The organism is Pseudoduganella ginsengisoli (genome assembly GCF_009720865.1).
GTDB classification, from domain to species: Bacteria; Pseudomonadota; Gammaproteobacteria; order Burkholderiales; family Burkholderiaceae_D; genus Rugamonas; species Rugamonas ginsengisoli.
Genome location: NZ_WNLA01000045.1, coordinates 1 through 15,411 on the forward strand (window position 1 = coordinate 1; position 15,411 = coordinate 15,411).

General features: G+C 61.6%; 15 protein-coding genes, 1 rRNA gene and 1 riboswitch. Of the genes, 15 read left to right on the forward strand and 1 reads right to left on the reverse strand.

Annotation, left to right across the window (positions count from 1 at the left end; all coding sequences use genetic code 11):
* Window positions 1-408 precede the first annotated feature (408 nt).
* The 15 genes from cobT (at window position 409) to GM668_RS29645 (ending at window position 15,274) form a co-directional block, all read left to right on the forward strand.
* Complete coding sequence (gene cobT / locus GM668_RS29575) at window positions 409-1,443, forward strand: nicotinate-nucleotide--dimethylbenzimidazole phosphoribosyltransferase (RefSeq protein ID WP_155442567.1); 1,035 nt, start codon at window positions 409-411, stop codon at window positions 1,441-1,443.
* A gap of 3 nt (window positions 1,444-1,446) precedes the next feature.
* Window positions 1,447-2,232 carry an adenosylcobinamide-GDP ribazoletransferase gene (locus GM668_RS29580; protein WP_155442568.1) on the forward strand — a complete coding sequence of 262 codons (786 nt, stop codon included), beginning with the start codon at window positions 1,447-1,449 and terminating at the stop codon, window positions 2,230-2,232.
* Window positions 2,223-2,771, forward strand: coding sequence for a histidine phosphatase family protein (locus GM668_RS29585; protein ID WP_155442569.1), 549 nt, complete (start codon window positions 2,223-2,225; stop codon window positions 2,769-2,771). Before GM668_RS29580 ends, GM668_RS29585 begins: the two co-directional genes overlap by 10 nt.
* Window positions 2,772-2,775: 4 nt before the next feature.
* Window positions 2,776-3,004: riboswitch (cobalamin riboswitch) on the forward strand.
* Window positions 3,005-3,089: 85 nt separating this feature from the next.
* A complete protein-coding gene (locus GM668_RS29590) occupies window positions 3,090-4,964 on the forward strand; it encodes a TonB-dependent receptor domain-containing protein (protein ID WP_155442570.1) in 1,875 nt (624 codons plus the stop codon).
* 61 nt (window positions 4,965-5,025) lie between these two features.
* Window positions 5,026-6,057, forward strand: a complete 1,032-nt coding sequence (locus GM668_RS29595; RefSeq protein ID WP_155442571.1) for a FecCD family ABC transporter permease — start codon at window positions 5,026-5,028, stop codon at window positions 6,055-6,057.
* Window positions 6,054-6,827: an ABC transporter ATP-binding protein gene (locus GM668_RS29600; protein ID WP_155442572.1), complete on the forward strand. Its 774-nt coding sequence runs from the start codon at window positions 6,054-6,056 to the stop codon at window positions 6,825-6,827. The genes GM668_RS29595 and GM668_RS29600 overlap by 4 nt, the downstream gene beginning before the upstream one ends.
* Window positions 6,824-7,450, forward strand: a complete 627-nt coding sequence (gene cobO, locus GM668_RS29605) for a cob(I)yrinic acid a,c-diamide adenosyltransferase (RefSeq protein ID WP_155442573.1) — start codon at window positions 6,824-6,826, stop codon at window positions 7,448-7,450. The genes GM668_RS29600 and cobO overlap by 4 nt, the downstream gene beginning before the upstream one ends.
* Window positions 7,450-8,769 (forward strand): cobyrinic acid a,c-diamide synthase CobB, encoded by a 1,320-nt coding sequence (locus tag GM668_RS29610; RefSeq protein ID WP_155442574.1) that lies wholly within the window; start codon window positions 7,450-7,452, stop codon window positions 8,767-8,769. Before cobO ends, GM668_RS29610 begins: the two co-directional genes overlap by 1 nt.
* A complete protein-coding gene (gene cobU / locus GM668_RS29615) occupies window positions 8,766-9,323 on the forward strand; it encodes a bifunctional adenosylcobinamide kinase/adenosylcobinamide-phosphate guanylyltransferase (protein ID WP_170305915.1) in 558 nt (185 codons plus the stop codon). Before GM668_RS29610 ends, cobU begins: the two co-directional genes overlap by 4 nt.
* Window positions 9,317-10,252 (forward strand): adenosylcobinamide-phosphate synthase CbiB, encoded by a 936-nt coding sequence (gene cbiB, locus GM668_RS29620; RefSeq protein ID WP_155442576.1) that lies wholly within the window; start codon window positions 9,317-9,319, stop codon window positions 10,250-10,252. Before cobU ends, cbiB begins: the two co-directional genes overlap by 7 nt.
* Window positions 10,245-11,237 (forward strand): threonine-phosphate decarboxylase CobD, encoded by a 993-nt coding sequence (gene cobD, locus GM668_RS29625; protein ID WP_155442577.1) that lies wholly within the window; start codon window positions 10,245-10,247, stop codon window positions 11,235-11,237. Before cbiB ends, cobD begins: the two co-directional genes overlap by 8 nt.
* Window positions 11,234-12,112 carry a cobalamin-binding protein gene (locus GM668_RS29630; RefSeq protein WP_155442578.1) on the forward strand — a complete coding sequence of 293 codons (879 nt, stop codon included), beginning with the start codon at window positions 11,234-11,236 and terminating at the stop codon, window positions 12,110-12,112. Before cobD ends, GM668_RS29630 begins: the two co-directional genes overlap by 4 nt.
* Entirely contained in the window at window positions 12,112-13,551 is a 1,440-nt protein-coding gene (locus GM668_RS29635; RefSeq protein ID WP_229500106.1) for a cobyric acid synthase, read from the forward strand. Before GM668_RS29630 ends, GM668_RS29635 begins: the two co-directional genes overlap by 1 nt.
* A gap of 140 nt (window positions 13,552-13,691) precedes the next feature.
* Entirely contained in the window at window positions 13,692-14,924 is a 1,233-nt protein-coding gene (locus GM668_RS29640; protein WP_155442579.1) for a choice-of-anchor K domain-containing protein, read from the forward strand.
* Window positions 14,925-15,025: 101 nt separating this feature from the next.
* On the forward strand, window positions 15,026-15,274 hold the full coding sequence (locus tag GM668_RS29645) for a hypothetical protein (RefSeq protein WP_155442580.1): 249 nt from the start codon (window positions 15,026-15,028) through the stop codon (window positions 15,272-15,274).
* Between the two features lie 25 nt (window positions 15,275-15,299).
* On the opposite strand, the gene rrf is transcribed toward GM668_RS29645, so the two are convergent.
* A 5S ribosomal RNA gene (gene rrf, locus GM668_RS29650) occupies window positions 15,300-15,411 on the reverse strand.

Sequence of the window (15,411 nt, forward strand, 5' to 3'; positions counted from 1 at the left end):
CAATCTCTGTTTTCCAACCTTGCGGTTGGGGTCACTCACTCAAAATACTGACGAATCTCTTTCGAGATTACGTTTAATATTTGTGCGAGCGTTAGTACTAATAATTTGAGTTGCAGCGCTTTAGTTACGAAACCAAGCGCCGGGCAAATCTCATCTAACGCCCACACTTATCGACTGTATGTTTTTAAAGAAATGCTGATCTTTCGATATCGACGAAGCGTTGTGTTCGTCAGCAGCAGAGAAGCGAGATTATCTAGTGTTTCGCGATATCCGTCAACCCCTCGTTTGCATCGCTGTTTCGTTTTCAAACCGTCGCAGCGCTGCGGGGACCGAACTATAGCAAAGCTGCTTCGCTTTTGGCAAGCACAGCGGTAACATCGCGGCCATTACCATTTCGCCACGCTTGCCATGACTATTCCAGCGATCACTTCCACCTCCAATGAAACCCTGTCCGCAGCGCTGGACCGCGCGATAAATAACAAGACCAAACCATTGGGCAGCCTGGGCATGCTGGAAGCACTGGCCAAACAAATCGGCCTGGTTCAAAACTCCACGGCCTTATCCATTACAGAACCGGCGATCCTCGTATTCGCCGGCGACCATGGCGTCGTCGCGGAAGGGATTTCCGCGTACCCGCAAGACGTCACGTGGCAAATGGTGGAAAACTTCCTCGCGCAAGGCGCCGCCATCAATGTCTTTGCCAAACAAAACCAGTGCGCGCTGCACGTCATCGATGCCGGCGTGAATCACGAGTTCGGCCCACGCGACGGTTTGCTGAACCGCAAAGTGGCGCCAGGCACGCGCAACTTTGCCCAAGAGCCGGCCATGACAGCCCAGCAGTGCGCGACCGCACTGGAACACGGCATGGCGCTCGCCGCCGGCTTGCCCGGCAACGTCGTCGGCTTCGGTGAAATGGGCATCGGCAATACCACTGCCGCTGCCGCCCTGATGCACAAACTGACCAGCCTGCCTGTCGCGCAATGCGTGGGCGCCGGCACGGGCCTGTCGTCCGAAGGTATCCTGCATAAACAGCGCGTTATCGAAGCCGCAGTAGAAAAACATGCGTCCGTCACCGCACCGCTGGACGTGCTGGCGACATTCGGCGGCTTCGAAATCGCCATGATGGCCGGCGCCATGCTGAAAGCCGCAGAGCGCCGCAAAGTCTTGCTGATCGACGGCTTCATCGTCACCAGCGCCTTGCTGGCCGCTGCGAAGCTGCAGCCGAATATTCTCGATTACTGCGTGTTCGCGCACTGCTCCGACGAAAGCGGCCACCGCCGCATGCTCGATTACCTGGGCGCCCGGCCGCTGCTGCAACTGGGCCTGCGCCTGGGCGAAGGCACCGGCGGCGCACTGGCGCTGCCGCTGCTCCATGCAGCCGTCAATTTCGTCAATCAAATGGCAACATTCGAATCCGCGCAAGTCAGCGAAAAGTCTGAATAAGCCATGCACCAGATCCGCCTGTTCTTCACGGCGCTGCAATTCTTTACGCGCTTGCCGATCCCCCGCTGGGTGGGATTCGATGCCGCGTGGCTGCACCAGTCGTCCCGCTACTTTCCACTGGTCGGCGTGACGGTGGCAGCCATCGCGGCAGGCGTGTATGCGGCGGCAGCGCTCGTGCTGCCGGCGCCGGTGGCGGCATTGCTGTCCACCGGCGCCAGTATTTATGCGACAGGCGCATTCCATGAAGATGGCTTTGCCGATATGTGCGATGGCTTCGGCGGCGGCATGACGCGCGAACGCGTGCTGGAAATCATGAAGGATTCGCGCATTGGCGCCTACGGTGCGATCGGCACCATATGCATGCTGGGCGTGAAATGCACAGCGCTCGCCATGCTGCCGCCCGTCACGGCGATTGCCGCCCTGTTTCTCGCTCATCCACTATCCCGCCTTGCCGCAACCGCGCTGATTTGGCGGATGGACTATGCGCGCGACGAAGGCAAATCCAAGCCGATGGCGCAAAAAATGCGCACCGGCGAGTTTGCCGTTGCCGCGAGCACGGTACTGGCGGCAGCCGCCGTCCTGCTACGCGGCGGCTGGCTGCACTGGCAAGCAGTATTGGCTGCCATCGTGGCAGCCAGCGCCAGCACGTTATGGCTGGCCATGAAATTCCAGCGCCGAATCGGCGGCTATACAGGCGATTGCCTGGGCGCCGTCCAGCAAGCCGCGGAAGCCATGATTTATCTGTGTGTACTGGGCAGCCTGGGGCAAGGCGCGCTCCCATGCGCCTGATCCTGATCCGCCACCCGCAGCCGCAAGCCCAACCGGGCATGTGCTATGGCAGCACAGACTTGCCTGCGATGCCAGGAGAAGCGGAACGGGCACTGGCCGCGCTGCATTCCAGCGCCATCCTTCCCGAAGCCGCCCCGCTCTACTCCAGTCCTTTGCAACGCTGCGCCGCACTGGCCTCACTGCTGGGCCGCCCCATATTCGATGCGCGCCTGCGCGAACTGCATTTCGGCAGTTGGGAAATGCACCATTGGGACACCATACCCCGCCACGACATTGATGCATGGGCCGCCGACATGGCGCACTACCGCCCCGGCGGCGGCGAAAGCGCGACGGAAGCGGCGCAGCGTGTGCTGGCGTTCCGTACCGAGCTGCTGCAACAGCCGCACGGCGACGCCATCATTGTCTGCCACGCCGGCACCATCCGCCTTTTATCGGCCTATGAACCCGGCATATCGGCGCAAGAAACCGCCCTGCGCGCAGCCCGCGCCGCGCACCGCATCGGCTATGGCGAAGCTGTCATTGTGGAAGCAGTCCGCTGAAATCCGTATAATGCCGGGTTTTGGTGCCCGCGCGCATGTCCATGCGTGCAGTTAAACGGGAAACACGAAGCGCGTCCTTACAAAGGAAATGCGCCAACGTGTGCTGCCCCCGCAACGGTAAGCAAGTGCCGCCTCGCGCGGCAAATCGCCTCAAATGGCCACTGTGCATCGCATGGGAAGGCCGGGCGGTTTAACTTGCCAGCCCGGATACCGGCCAAAACAGGTGGATGCGCACAGCGACGAATCGTCCATGCGCCTCTGTTCAATCCCGCCGACGGGGAAGTCGGCAGGTTGCGTACTCACTCAGAAAAAACTGCCATGACCTTTACTGCCCCACGTCACGTGGCCTTCACGTCGCTCGCGCTGGCTATCGCCGCTTTGACCTCACCGGCACAGGCCCAAAACACGGCCATCGATTCCGTCATCATAACCGCCAGCCGCGCGCCACAATTGCAGCGCGACGTATTGGCTGACGTCACCGTCATCACCGCCGAAGACATCGCCCGTTCCGGCGCCGGCTCCATCACCGACGTGCTGCAGCGCCAGCGCGGCATTGAAATTTCCCGCAACGGCGGCCCGGGCACCAACTCGTCCGTCTTTATCCGCGGCGCCAACAGCAACCAGAACGTGGTGCTGGTTGATGGCGTGCGCATAGGCTCGTCGACGTCCGGCGCGGCCAACTGGTCCGCCCTGCCACTGCAAGCGATCGACCACATTGAAATCGTTTACGGCCCGATGAGCGCGCTGTACGGCGCCGACGCCATCGGCGGCGTGATCCAGATCTTCACGAAAAAAGGCGCAGGCGCGCCGGCCGTCACCGGCGCCGTTGGCATCGGCAGCCAGAAAACCCGTACCTATGAAGGCAGCGTGTATGGCGCCACCGGCGGTGAACACAGCTTCAGCTACGCCGTCAGCGCCGCCAAGGAAGAATCGGATGGTTTCTCCGCGACGCTGCCAGGCAACTTCTCGTTCAACGGCGACAAGGATGGTTATGTGCGTGAAAACGCTGCCGGCCAATTCGGCTTCCAGCTGGCCAAAGGCCACGACGTCGGCCTGGTCTTCCTGAACAGCCGTACCAATGGCCAGATCGACAGCGGCACGCCAGTGATCTTCTACGATGCGCGCAGCATCCAGAAGCAAAAGAACGTGGGTGTCTTTACCAAAAACCAGTTCCTGCCGCTGTGGCACAGCACGCTGCAATATACGCAGTCGGAAGACAATTCCTTGTCCGATTCCGGCGTGCGCTCCACCACCAGTTCCATCATCAGCAAGCAGCATGAGTGGACTTGGCAAAACGATATCGCCATCGGCGCCGACACCTTGCAAGTGCTGTTCAACCATCGCAAGGAAGAAGTGGTATCCGGCACGACGCCGGCCCTGGGCAAAGAGCGTACGACGAAATCCGTGGCGGCCGCTTACAACATGAAGCGCGGCGAGCACCTGGCCAGCGTCAGCGTCCGCAATGACGACAACTCGCAGTATGGCAACAAGGCGACCGGCGCCATCGGCTATGGCTACCGCATCAGCAACACGCTGCGCGCCAACGCCACGTTTGGCACCAGCTTCCGCGCGCCATCGTTCAATGAACTGTACTACCCGCTGTACGGCAACCCGGACAACAAGCCGGAAAAAGGTCGCAACTTCGAAGCCGGCTTGCAATACCACGATGGCGCGACGGAACTGAGCGTAACGGCGTACCGCAACAAGCTGACCGATATGCTGGTCAGCACGACGCCATGCCCGAAAAACGATCCGGTGAAATACCCGTATGGCTGCGCCTACAACGTCAATCACGTCACGCTGGAAGGCGTCACCCTGGCGGCAGCTCACCGCCTGGGCGCGTTCAACTTCACAGCCAGCGCCGATTTCCAGGATCCGAAAGATGAAACCACGGGTAAATCACTGCAGCGCCGCGCGAAAGAACACGGCACCGCCACCGTGGACTACACGGCAGGCCCGCTGGTGGCCGGCGTGGAATGGCAAGTGTCGGGCAAGCGTTTTGACGATGCGGCCAACCGCAACCGCCTGGGCGGCTATGGCCTGGTGAACTTGTTTGCAACGTACCGGTTGACCAGCGACTGGTCGCTGCTGGCGCGCGTGAATAACGCCACCGACAAGAGTTACGAAGTTGCCCGCTACTACGGCGTGCCCGGCACGACGTACTACGCAAGCATCCGTTACGGCTTCAAGTAATCCGTGTAAGCTGCGGGACGGTGCGCCACCGTCCCGCAGGCGCTCTCCATAAAGGCGGCACATGCATCCAACTCCTACCAGCCTGCGCTCACGGGCAGTGGCCGTCACTGGCGCACTGGCGCTGTTCGTTGTCGCCAGCCTGCTGTTTGCCGGCATGACCGGCTCCATCCACATTCCCCTGCCCGACCTGGTGGGCGCATTGCGCGAGCTGTATGCCCCAGTGGAAGGCGCCACACCCAGCCTGGCCGCGACCTTGCTGGAATTGCGGGGCTCCCGCGCGCTGACGGCCTTTGTCACCGGAGCGGCGTTGTCGCTGTCCGGCGTCATGATGCAGGCGCTGTTGCGCAACCCACTGGCCGATCCATACGTGCTGGGCATTTCCGCCGGCGCCGCCGTCGGTGCACTGTTTGCACTGCTGCTGATGTGCGCGGCGTGGATGGTCGATGCCGCCGCGTTTGCAGGCGCCGTCTCCATCGCCATGCTGCTGTATTTACTCGCGCGGCGTGATATGCGCAGCGGCGCGGCGGCCGAAGGCGGCACCGCATTGCTGTTGCTGACGGGCGTGATTTTGTCTGCCGCGTGCACGGCGCTGATTACGCTGATGCTGTCGATTGCACCGGAAAGCCGGCTGCGTTCCATGGTGTTCTGGCTGATCGGCGACTTGTCCGGCGCGTCATTCCGGGCGATGCCATGGGTAGTGCTGGCAGGCAGTGTGATTTTTGCGTTGCGCAGCGCGCGCGCCATCAATGTCATGGCGCTGCATGCGGAAAGCGCCGTTACGCTGGGCATCAACGTCGGACTGCTGCGCAAAGGCTTGTTCTTCGTGTCCGCCCTGCTGACAGCCAGCGCCGTCACCAATGGCGGCAGCGTGGGCTTTGTCGGCTTGATCGTACCCCACGCGTGCCGTTTCGCCTTTGGGGCAGACCACCGTGTGTTGATTCCCGCAGCAACCTTGCTGGGCGGCGGCTATCTGGTCTTGGCTGACACACTGGCGCGCACCGTCACGGCGCCACAGCAGTTGCCGGTTGGCGTCATCACAGCGCTGATCGGCACGCCCGTGTTCCTGTATCAATTGCACAGGCTGCGCAAATGATTTCCACCCACAACTTAACCCTCAAGATCGGCGCCCGCACACTGGTACAAGACTTGGACTGGCACGTGCGCGACGGCGAATGCTGGAGCGTGATTGGCCGTAACGGCGCCGGTAAAAGCACGCTGCTGCGCACCTTGGCAGGGTTGATCCCTGCCGATGGCGGCCATGTCGCCATCCAGGGCAAGCCGCTGGGCGACTGGCCATTGGCGGCGCTGGCGCGCGAACGCGCCTTTCTGGCACAAAGCCGCAGCGATGCCTTTGCATACAGCGTGCTGGAAACCGTGCTGTCCGCGCGCCACCCTTATCACGACAACCGCTACTGGGAAGGCAGCGACGACCATACGCTGGCCATGACGGCGCTGGCCGCCATGGAAGTGGACAACCTGGCATCGCGCAACGTGCGTACCTTGTCTGGCGGCGAGCGCCAGCGGGTCGCGATTGCCGCCATGCTGGCGCAAGATACGCCGCTGCTGTTGCTGGACGAACCAGCCAATGCGCTGGATTTGGCGCACCAGGTCAGCGTCATGCGCCTGCTGGCAAAGCTGTGCAAAGAACAAGGCAAGACCGTGGTCATGGTGGGCCATGATTTGACCTTGGCGCACAGCGTCTCCACTCATGCGCTGCTGCTGATGGGCGACGGCACGTGGCAGGCAGGCCCCGTGGGCGATGTCATGCAAACCGATATCCTGGGCCGCTGCCTGGACCACGCCATTGAAGTCATCCATCACGGCGCGCGCCATATCTTTATTCCGAAAGAATCCAATACATGACGACCGAACAAGACCAGGAGCGCGCCGCGCTCAATGAGCGCCACCGCATCCGCATGGAGCGCAAGAAGGAAATCATCGACGCGAAAATCGCGGCGGCCGACAAGCAAATCGGCATCATTATCGTCAACACCGGCAACGGCAAGGGCAAAAGCTCATCCGGCTTCGGGATGGCCATCCGCGCCATGGGCCACGGCATGAAAGTCGGCGTAGTGCAATTCATCAAGGGTGCGATGGAAACCGGCGAAGAAATGTTCTTGCGCCGCTTCCCGGAAGAGATCAGCTTTCACTCGATGGGGGAAGGCTATACCTGGGTCACGCAAGACCGCGAGCGCGATATTGCAAAAGCCCAGCTGGCGTGGCAACAGGCCAAGCGCTTCCTCACGGACCCGGAAATCGGCCTGGTGGTGCTGGACGAATTGAACATCGCGCTGAAATACCGCTATCTCGATATCGAGACCGTGCTGACGGATTTACTGGTGCGCCCTGCCTTGCAGCACGTCGTCATCACGGGCCGCGGCGCGCCGCCTGAATTGATCGATATTGCCGATACCGTGACGGAAATGGCAGTGGTCAAACACGCATTCAAAGCCGGCATCAAGGCGCAAGCGGGTACGGAATGGTGATGGCGTCGCATTACAACGCTCCCGTGCTGATGGTGTCCGCCGTGGCTTCCGGCCAGGGCAAGACCACGGTCACGGCGGCGCTGGCGCGCAAGCTGGCCAACATGGGCCGCAAAGTCCGCGTATTCAAATGCGGGCCGGATTTCATTGACCCGGCCATCCTGGAGCGGGCCAGCGGCGCGCCCGTGCGTTCACTGGATTTATGGATCGTGGGCCGCGAAGCATGCCGCGCGCAACTGGCGCAAGCCGCCATGGAAGCGGACGTGATCCTGATTGAAGGCGTCATGGGCCTATACGATGGCAATCCATCGTCGGCCGACCTGGCCCGCGAATTCGGCGTTCCTGTCATGGCGGTCATCGATGCGGGCGCGATGGCGCAGACAGCGGGCGCGGTGGTGCATGGCTTGCGCGATTACGGCCCGGTCGAACTGGCTGGCGTGATTGCCAACCGTGTCGGCAGCGCCGGCCACGCGTCCATGATTGCCGCGTCGCTGCGTGGCATTCCCCTGTTTGCCACGTTGCCAAAGCAAGCGGTTTCGCTGCCCGAACGGCATCTGGGCCTGGTCTTGCCGGATGAAATACCCGACCTGGACGCACTGCTGGACCAGTTGGCCGGACAATTGAATTTCGACGAAGCAGCATGGAGCAGCCTGCGCCCTGCGCGGCTGCAGCTCGATGAAGCACTGCAGGCGCCAACGATAGCGCCGGTGCCGCCACTGCTGGCGGGACGCAAAATTGCCATCGCCCGCGATGCGGCCTTCATGTTCCTGTATCCCGCTAACGTCGACACGTTGCGCGCCATGGGTGCGGAAGTGGCCTTCTTTTCACCACTGGCCGACCAGCCGCCGCCATACGATGCCGATGCGATTTACCTGCCGGGCGGTTACCCTGAATTGCATGCGCGAGCGCTGTCGGAAGCGTCGCACTGGCAAGCGTCGATGCGTACGGCGCACGCTGAGGGCGTGCCGATTTGGGCGGAATGTGGCGGCATGATGGCGCTGGCTGAAACGCTGTCCGACAAGGAAGACACGGTGTGGCCAATGGCGGGATTGTTGCCGGGCCACGTGGCCATGCAAAAGCGCCTCGCCGGACTGGGCTCGCAAGTGATGCCGACGCCGCAAGGTGATTTACGCGGCCATACATTCCACTATTCATCGATGCAAACCATCGTGACGCCACTGGTCCATACGGCCAAGCATCCATCCGGCGCACAGGGAGAAGCCGTGTACCGCGTCGGTTCGCTGACAGCGTCGTATTTCCATGCTTACTTTCCGTCCAACCCTGCCGCCGTGGCGGCGCTGCTGTCGCGGAGCGCTGCATAATGCGGACGCTGGTCTTTGGCGGCGCGCGCTCCGGCAAGAGCGCCTATGCGGAAAAGCTGGCCATCGAGTCCGGCAAGGAAGTCGTGTACATCGCCACCGCGCATGCCGGTGACGGTGAAATGGCGGCGCGCATCACGCGCCACCGCAGCCAGCGGCCATCGGCCTGGACCACCGTGGAAGAACCGCTGGCACTGGCGGCCGCACTGGCGCAGTGGGCGTCGCCGCAAAGGCTGGTATTGGTGGATTGCCTGACGTTGTGGCTGACGAACCTGATGTTTGACGGTGCGGCGGATTATCCCGATGTCGGCGAAATTAATTTGCCGTCCCGCTTCCACGAACAGCGCGCGGCGTTGCTGGCGGCGCTGGAGCATGCGGCAGGCGATGTCGTGCTGGTATCGAATGAAGTAGGCATGGGCATCGTGCCGTATGGCGCCGTATCGCGCGCCTTTACGGATGAGGCGGGCCGGTTGAACCAGGCCGTGGCGGCCGTGTGCGACTGCGCGGTCTTCGTTGCGGCAGGCTTGCCGCTGGTATTGAAAGGCGCACCATGCTGAGCGGCCTCGGTGCGCTGGACATCGCGCTGCTGATGGCGGGCGGCGTGCTGCTCGATGCCCTGCTGGGCGAGGCACGGCGCTGGCATCCGCTGGTGGGTTTCGGCCGCCTCGCATCTGCCCTTGAAAAAATGCTGAACCGGAGAGGGGGTTATGCGCATGGTGTGCTGGGCTGGCTGCTGGCTGTCGTACCATTAACGGCGCTGGCCTGGTTGCTGGCAGACCGCGGCGGATATGCGGTGCACGCGCTGCTGCTGTACTTGTGCATCGGATTGCGCAGCTTGCGCGACCATAACATCCCCATCGCTGAGGCGCTGGCGCGGGGCGATTTGCCGCAAGCACGCTGGCTGACATCGCGCATCGTCAGCCGTGATACCAGCGCAGCAAGTGAAGCTGATCTGGCTAAAGCCAGCACGGAATCGCTGCTGGAAAACGGCAATGATGCCGTCTTCGGCACACTGTTCTGGTTTGCCGTGGCCGGCGGCCCGGGCGCCATCCTGTTCCGCCTTGCGAATACGCTCGATGCCATGTGGGGCTACCGCAATGCGCGCTTCCTGCGCTATGGCTGGGCTGCGGCCCGCATCGACGATGTGTTGAATTTGCTTCCGGCACGGCTGACTGCCCTGTCCTATGTGTTGCTGGCGCCGACGCTGGATGGCAAGCGCCGCGCATGGCGTTGCTGGCGTGTGCAGGCGCCGGCGTGGAGCAGCCCGAACGCCGGCCCTGTGATGTCGAGCGGCGCCGGTGCGCTGGGCTTGTCGCTGGGCGGCGCCGCCGTGTATGACGGCGAAGTGGAACAGCGCCCGCCGCTCGGCATGGGCCAGCCTGCATGTACGGCCGATATCGTGCGTGCATGGGCGCTGGTAAGGAATACAACGTTGCTGTGGCTTGCTATCGCCGCCACCATTGCATTGGGAGCACGCTATGCCTGAACACGGCGGCAATTTACGCGATGCCATGCGCCGCTATGGCGCGCACGACTGGCTGGACCTGTCCACCGGCATCAATCCGCACTGGTATCCGGCGCCGCCCATTGCAGGCAATGCGTGGCACCGGTTGCCGGAAACCGATCCGGCGCTGGCTGAGGCGGCGCAAGCGTTTTATGGCGCGCCGCGCATGCTGGCGGTCGCCGGTACGCAGGCGGCCATTCAAGCCCTGCCCCGCTTGCGGCCCCCATCACGCGTCGTGGTGTCATCGCCGTCATATGCGGAACATGCGCACCACTGGAACCAGCATGGCCATACGATGAGCGAAGCCGCGTACAGCGAGCTGGATGCGGCCGTGGATCGCTGCGATGTCATGGTGATCTGCAATCCGAATAACCCGACCGGTGCGCAAGTGCCGTCGGAGCAGTTGCTGCAATGGGCTGGGCGGCTGGCCGCGCGCGGCGGCTGGCTGGTGGTCGATGAAGCATTTGGCGATACCGTGGCCAATAGCGTTGCAGCGCAAACTGACCGCGCTTGGCAAGGAGGCGGCGCGCTGATCGTGCTGCGCTCCGTTGGCAAATTCTTTGGCCTGGCGGGGTTGCGGCTGGGCTTTGTCGCTGCACCGCTGCCGCTGTTGCAAGATCTGGAAAATATGCTGGGGCCATGGGCAGTCAGCGGCCCGGCACAGCACGTGGCGCTGGCTGCATTGAACGACCGTCCCTGGCAGCAAGCAATGCGCGAGCGGCTCGTGCAGGAAGGTGAACGTTTGCAGGCATTGCTGGCAACGTATGGCATCCGTTCATCTGGCACGGCCCTGTTCCAGTGGTGGCCGGAACCGCAGGCGGAAGCATTGCATGAGCACCTGGCGCGGCAAGGCATTTGGGTAAGGCTGTTTCCCCGCAGGGCGCGCGGCATCCGTATCGGCTTGCCGCCGGATGACGCGGGCTGGCGCCGCCTTGAACAGGCATTACAACTTTGGAGTCAACCATGAAGATCAAGCGCATTGTGATGGCGGCGGCCATGCTGGCGGCAGTCTCCGCGCACGCGGCAATTACCGTACATGACGATGACGGTAAACCCGTCACCCTGCAAAAGCCTGCGCAGCGCGTCGTATCGATGGCGCCGCACGTGACGGAAATGCTGTTTGCAGCGGGTGGCGGCGACAAGATCGTCGGCGTCGTCAGTTACAGCGATTACCCGGAAGCGGCCAAGAAGATCCAGAACATTGGCGATAACCGCAATGTGGATATGGAGCGTGTGGCATCGCTGAAGCCGGATTTGATTGTGATCTGGATGCATGGTGCGTCCGAGCGCCAGATTGAAACGTTGCGCCAGCTGGGTATTCCACTGTTTCACAGCGAGCCGAAAAAATTGGCGGACATTGCCGATAACGTGCAGCGCATGGGCAAGCTGCTGGGTACGGAAGCGGTGGCTGACAAGACCGCAGCCGACTTGCGCACCAAACTCGATGCGCTGACTGCCCAATATGCGAAGCGCCCGCCAGTACGCGTGTTTTACCAGGTATGGGACAAGCCGCTGTACACCCTGGCCGGCGGACATATCATCAACGATGCGATGCGCGTATGCGGCGGTGAAAACGTATTTGCCGCGCTGAAGACGACAGCGCCCGTGGTGGACGTAGAAAACGTATTGCGCGAAGATCCGGAAGCTGTCTTCGCGACGGCGGAAAAGAATTATGGCGGCGTCAATTTGTGGCGGCCCTATAAAAATATGAAAGCCGTCAAAAACAATAACCTGTTCACCATCGAGAGCAGCCTGGTGAACCGTTCCGGCCCCCGCATGATCCAGGGCACGGCCATGATTTGTGAAAAGCTGGAAGAAGCACGCCAGCACAGGAAAAACTGATGGCAGCCTACCGTACCTTGATGGTGCAAGGCACCACGTCCGACGCGGGCAAAAGCACGGTCGTGGCGGCGCTGTGCCGCTTATTCAAACGGGCCGGCGTACGCGTCGTGCCATTCAAGCCGCAGAACATGGCGCTCAACAGCGCCGTCACCAGCGATGGCGGCGAAATCGGCCGCGCGCAGGCGCTGCAAGCCGTGGCAGCCGGTGTGGAACCGCATACCGACATGAATCCCGTCTTGCTGAAGCCATCCAGCGACATCGGCGCGCAAGTGATCATTCATGGCAAAGTGCGCGCGGAAATGAATGCACGCGACTATCACCAATATAAGACCGTGGCGATGGGCGCCGTGCTGGAATCGCACCAGCGCCTGCTGGCGCAATACGATACGGTGGTGGTGGAAGGCGCCGGCAGCCCTGCGGAAATCAATTTGCGCGACCGCGACATTGCCAATATGGGCTTTGCGGAAGCCGTAGACTGTCCTGTCGTGCTGGTGGCGGACATCGACCGTGGCGGCGTGTTCGCGCACATAGTCGGCACCCTGTCGTGCCTGTCGGACAGTGAACGCAACCGCATCATCGGCTTTGTCATCAACCGCTTCCGCGGCGATATCAAGTTGCTGGAACCGGGCCTGGACTGGCTGGAACAGCAGACTGGCAAGCCGGTTCTCGCTGTTCTGCCTTATCTGCACGGCTTATACCTCGATGCGGAAGATGCCGTGCAGCCAGTGCAATCGACCAAGGGCGCCTTCAAGATCGTTGTGCCCAGCCTGCCCCGCATGAGCAACCACACGGACTTCGATGCACTGCGCGCGCATCCGGATGTGGACTTGCAATTTATCCGCCAGGGCGAAGCGATTCCTGCGGCGGATTTGATCATCATTCCTGGCAGCAAGAATACGCGGGGCGATCTGGCGTGGCTGCGGGAATATGGCTGGCCTGCACACATTGCGCGGCACTTGCGCTATGGCGGCAAAGTGATTGGCATTTGCGGCGGCTTCCAGATGCTGGGACGTGAAGTGACCGATGCATTCGGCGTGGAAGGTGCGCCCGGCGTTTCGCCTGCGCTGGGCTTGCTGGAAATGGCCACCGTACTGACACAGGAAAAGCGCCTGGTACAAGTGCACGGTACATGCGCATTTGCGCCGGACGCTGCCGTCACGGGTTACGAAATCCATATGGGTGTATCCGAAGGCGCCGCGCTGGCGCAGCCTGCTTTCATCATTGATGGCCGCGCGGAAGGCGCCCTGTCTGCCGACGGGCAAGTGCTGGGTACGTATTTGCATGGCTTGTTCGATGCTCCGCAAGCGTGCGCCGCGTTGCTGGCATGGGCCGGTTTGCGTAGCGCGTACCGGGTTGATACAGCGGCGCTGCGTGAAGCCAGCCTGGACCGGATTGCCGATGCGGCGCAGCCACTGTTCGATGCGTTGATGCAGCGCTGAGCCGCTGTCGGCTTTCGTGACAAGCGCGCCTCCGCCGCTGCGAGCTCTGCCAGACGGCGCCTGCAACGGCGGACGCGGCACGCCGATTGCAGTACTCCCTGCAGTGCCACCTGTTGGCGGCGCATTGCAGGGAGACCATCATGAAATTTCGATACCTGGCGTGCATCATGCTTGCGCATTGCGCCACGCAATATGTCCAGGCGGCGGCCTTTGCCGTTTCCGCCGATGGCAGCGCAGTCGTGCGCCTTCACGACAAAGGCACTGTTGCAGCCAGTGAGCTGAAGACCGATATGCTCACTAAGGACTGGACTGCGGCAGCGGGCAGCGGCGGTTCCATGGCAATCACCAACTATGACGCCCAATTCAAGGATGCCAAAGGCGGCGCGGAAATGCGGGCGCTGTATGACAATGGCGGTGCGCTCGGTAGCGGAAAGAGCTTGGAGTGGGTACAAATTGTCACGACCAATGCCCCGCTGGGCGGCGCCACATCACCGCATCTGGATAATCAAGGCAAGCCTGCCGAGCCTTTCTACACATTCACGGCGCAAAACCGCGATCCCGCACTGCCGGCGGAAAAACTCAATTTCTACGACTTCCCAAAACGTAATATCTCCAGGCTGGACACTGTCGACAGCGTCGATTGGGATGCCAAACTGTTTCCCGTCATACGCGGTGCGGATAAAGCGTTGACTGTCAAAGATGGCGTCACGTGGGGCTGGACCATGAAAAAAGCCACGGTGGGCGACGTCAGTGGCAAATTCGGTAATCCCGCGCCAGCTACCGCCGTGGTGTCCGGTGTCGGCACCAACAACTTTGCATGGGGCACGGGTGAACCTAGTTCGCTGACGTTTGCCGGCAACGAATTCCATACCAAACCCGACACGGAATTCACGCTGGGCCGCCTGACTTTTCATAACGGCACGATTGCCATCGCTACTGGCGCCGACAGCGTGGATTTAACGATGTCGATCAATTTAACGAATGTGCCTGAAAAGAATTTCGACTTGAAGTCGCACATGACGATCGTGAACACACCCAACACCTCCGATCCCATCGCTAGTGCCGATACTGTCGCCATCGACGGTTTTCATTTCACGTTCAATGTGCTGGAAGGGCAAACCGCATCGGTGGACGTCATGGCGAAGTTGACGACGGGCTTGCATGCTTTGCCGACAGGCGCAGTGGAATCAGGCGCAGCCATGTTCGATCCGTCGCCTTACGATCCCGATCCCCTGTTTTCGCTGGTGCTGACCGGCCTGACCAATCCTTCCGCGGGTGGCTTCATTACTGCCGTGCCAGAACCTGCCAGCGTGTTGATCATGGCGACAGGCTTGCTGCTGCTCACCCTGCACCGGCGCCGCCGCACGCAATAATGGCGCAGCTATGTTTCGAGCATGTCGGAGAAGAAGATGCGAGCGGGCCGCCATTTTGTATTGCCATCGGCGCGCCTGCCGCCTCGGCAGGCACTTTGCTGATGGTAACAACTGCATCGTATGCAGCCGTCTACGCCACCGTGACAGCGCAGGATTCCGCCGGCACTGATGGCATCTTTGCCGTCACCGTCAATGGCAGTCGCATGGCGCTGCTGCCATTGACGGCCATGCAAGCCGTGCTGGCCGAGTTGCGGCGCATGTTCGAACTGGAAGGAGTGGAACTGCCGGCCATACTGGCGATCTACGAAAATCTGCTTCAGCCAGAATGCAAAAAACCCCGCCAGAACTAACTGACGGGGTTTTTCTATATAACTAGCCTGACGATAACCTACTTTCACACTGGTTGCAGCACTATCATCGGCGCAGAGTCGTTTCACGGTCCTGTTCGGGATGGGAAGGGGTGGGACCGACTTGCTATGGTCATCAG

Coding starts and splice junctions, on each gene's coding strand:
- GM668_RS29580 (WP_155442568.1), top strand. CDS start 1,447: ATGCACCAGATCCGCCTGTTCTTCACGGCGCTGCAATTCTTTACGCGC.
- cobT (WP_155442567.1), top strand. CDS start 409: ATGACTATTCCAGCGATCACTTCCACCTCCAATGAAACCCTGTCCGCA.
- GM668_RS29645 (WP_155442580.1), top strand. CDS start 15,026: ATGGTAACAACTGCATCGTATGCAGCCGTCTACGCCACCGTGACAGCG.
- GM668_RS29600 (WP_155442572.1), top strand. CDS start 6,054: ATGATTTCCACCCACAACTTAACCCTCAAGATCGGCGCCCGCACACTG.
- GM668_RS29585 (WP_155442569.1), top strand. CDS start 2,223: ATGCGCCTGATCCTGATCCGCCACCCGCAGCCGCAAGCCCAACCGGGC.
- GM668_RS29595 (WP_155442571.1), top strand. CDS start 5,026: ATGCATCCAACTCCTACCAGCCTGCGCTCACGGGCAGTGGCCGTCACT.
- GM668_RS29590 (WP_155442570.1), top strand. CDS start 3,090: ATGACCTTTACTGCCCCACGTCACGTGGCCTTCACGTCGCTCGCGCTG.
- cobO (WP_155442573.1), top strand. CDS start 6,824: ATGACGACCGAACAAGACCAGGAGCGCGCCGCGCTCAATGAGCGCCAC.
- GM668_RS29635 (WP_229500106.1), top strand. CDS start 12,112: ATGGCAGCCTACCGTACCTTGATGGTGCAAGGCACCACGTCCGACGCG.
- cbiB (WP_155442576.1), top strand. CDS start 9,317: ATGCTGAGCGGCCTCGGTGCGCTGGACATCGCGCTGCTGATGGCGGGC.
- GM668_RS29610 (WP_155442574.1), top strand. CDS start 7,450: ATGGCGTCGCATTACAACGCTCCCGTGCTGATGGTGTCCGCCGTGGCT.
- GM668_RS29640 (WP_155442579.1), top strand. CDS start 13,692: ATGAAATTTCGATACCTGGCGTGCATCATGCTTGCGCATTGCGCCACG.
- cobD (WP_155442577.1), top strand. CDS start 10,245: ATGCCTGAACACGGCGGCAATTTACGCGATGCCATGCGCCGCTATGGC.
- GM668_RS29630 (WP_155442578.1), top strand. CDS start 11,234: ATGAAGATCAAGCGCATTGTGATGGCGGCGGCCATGCTGGCGGCAGTC.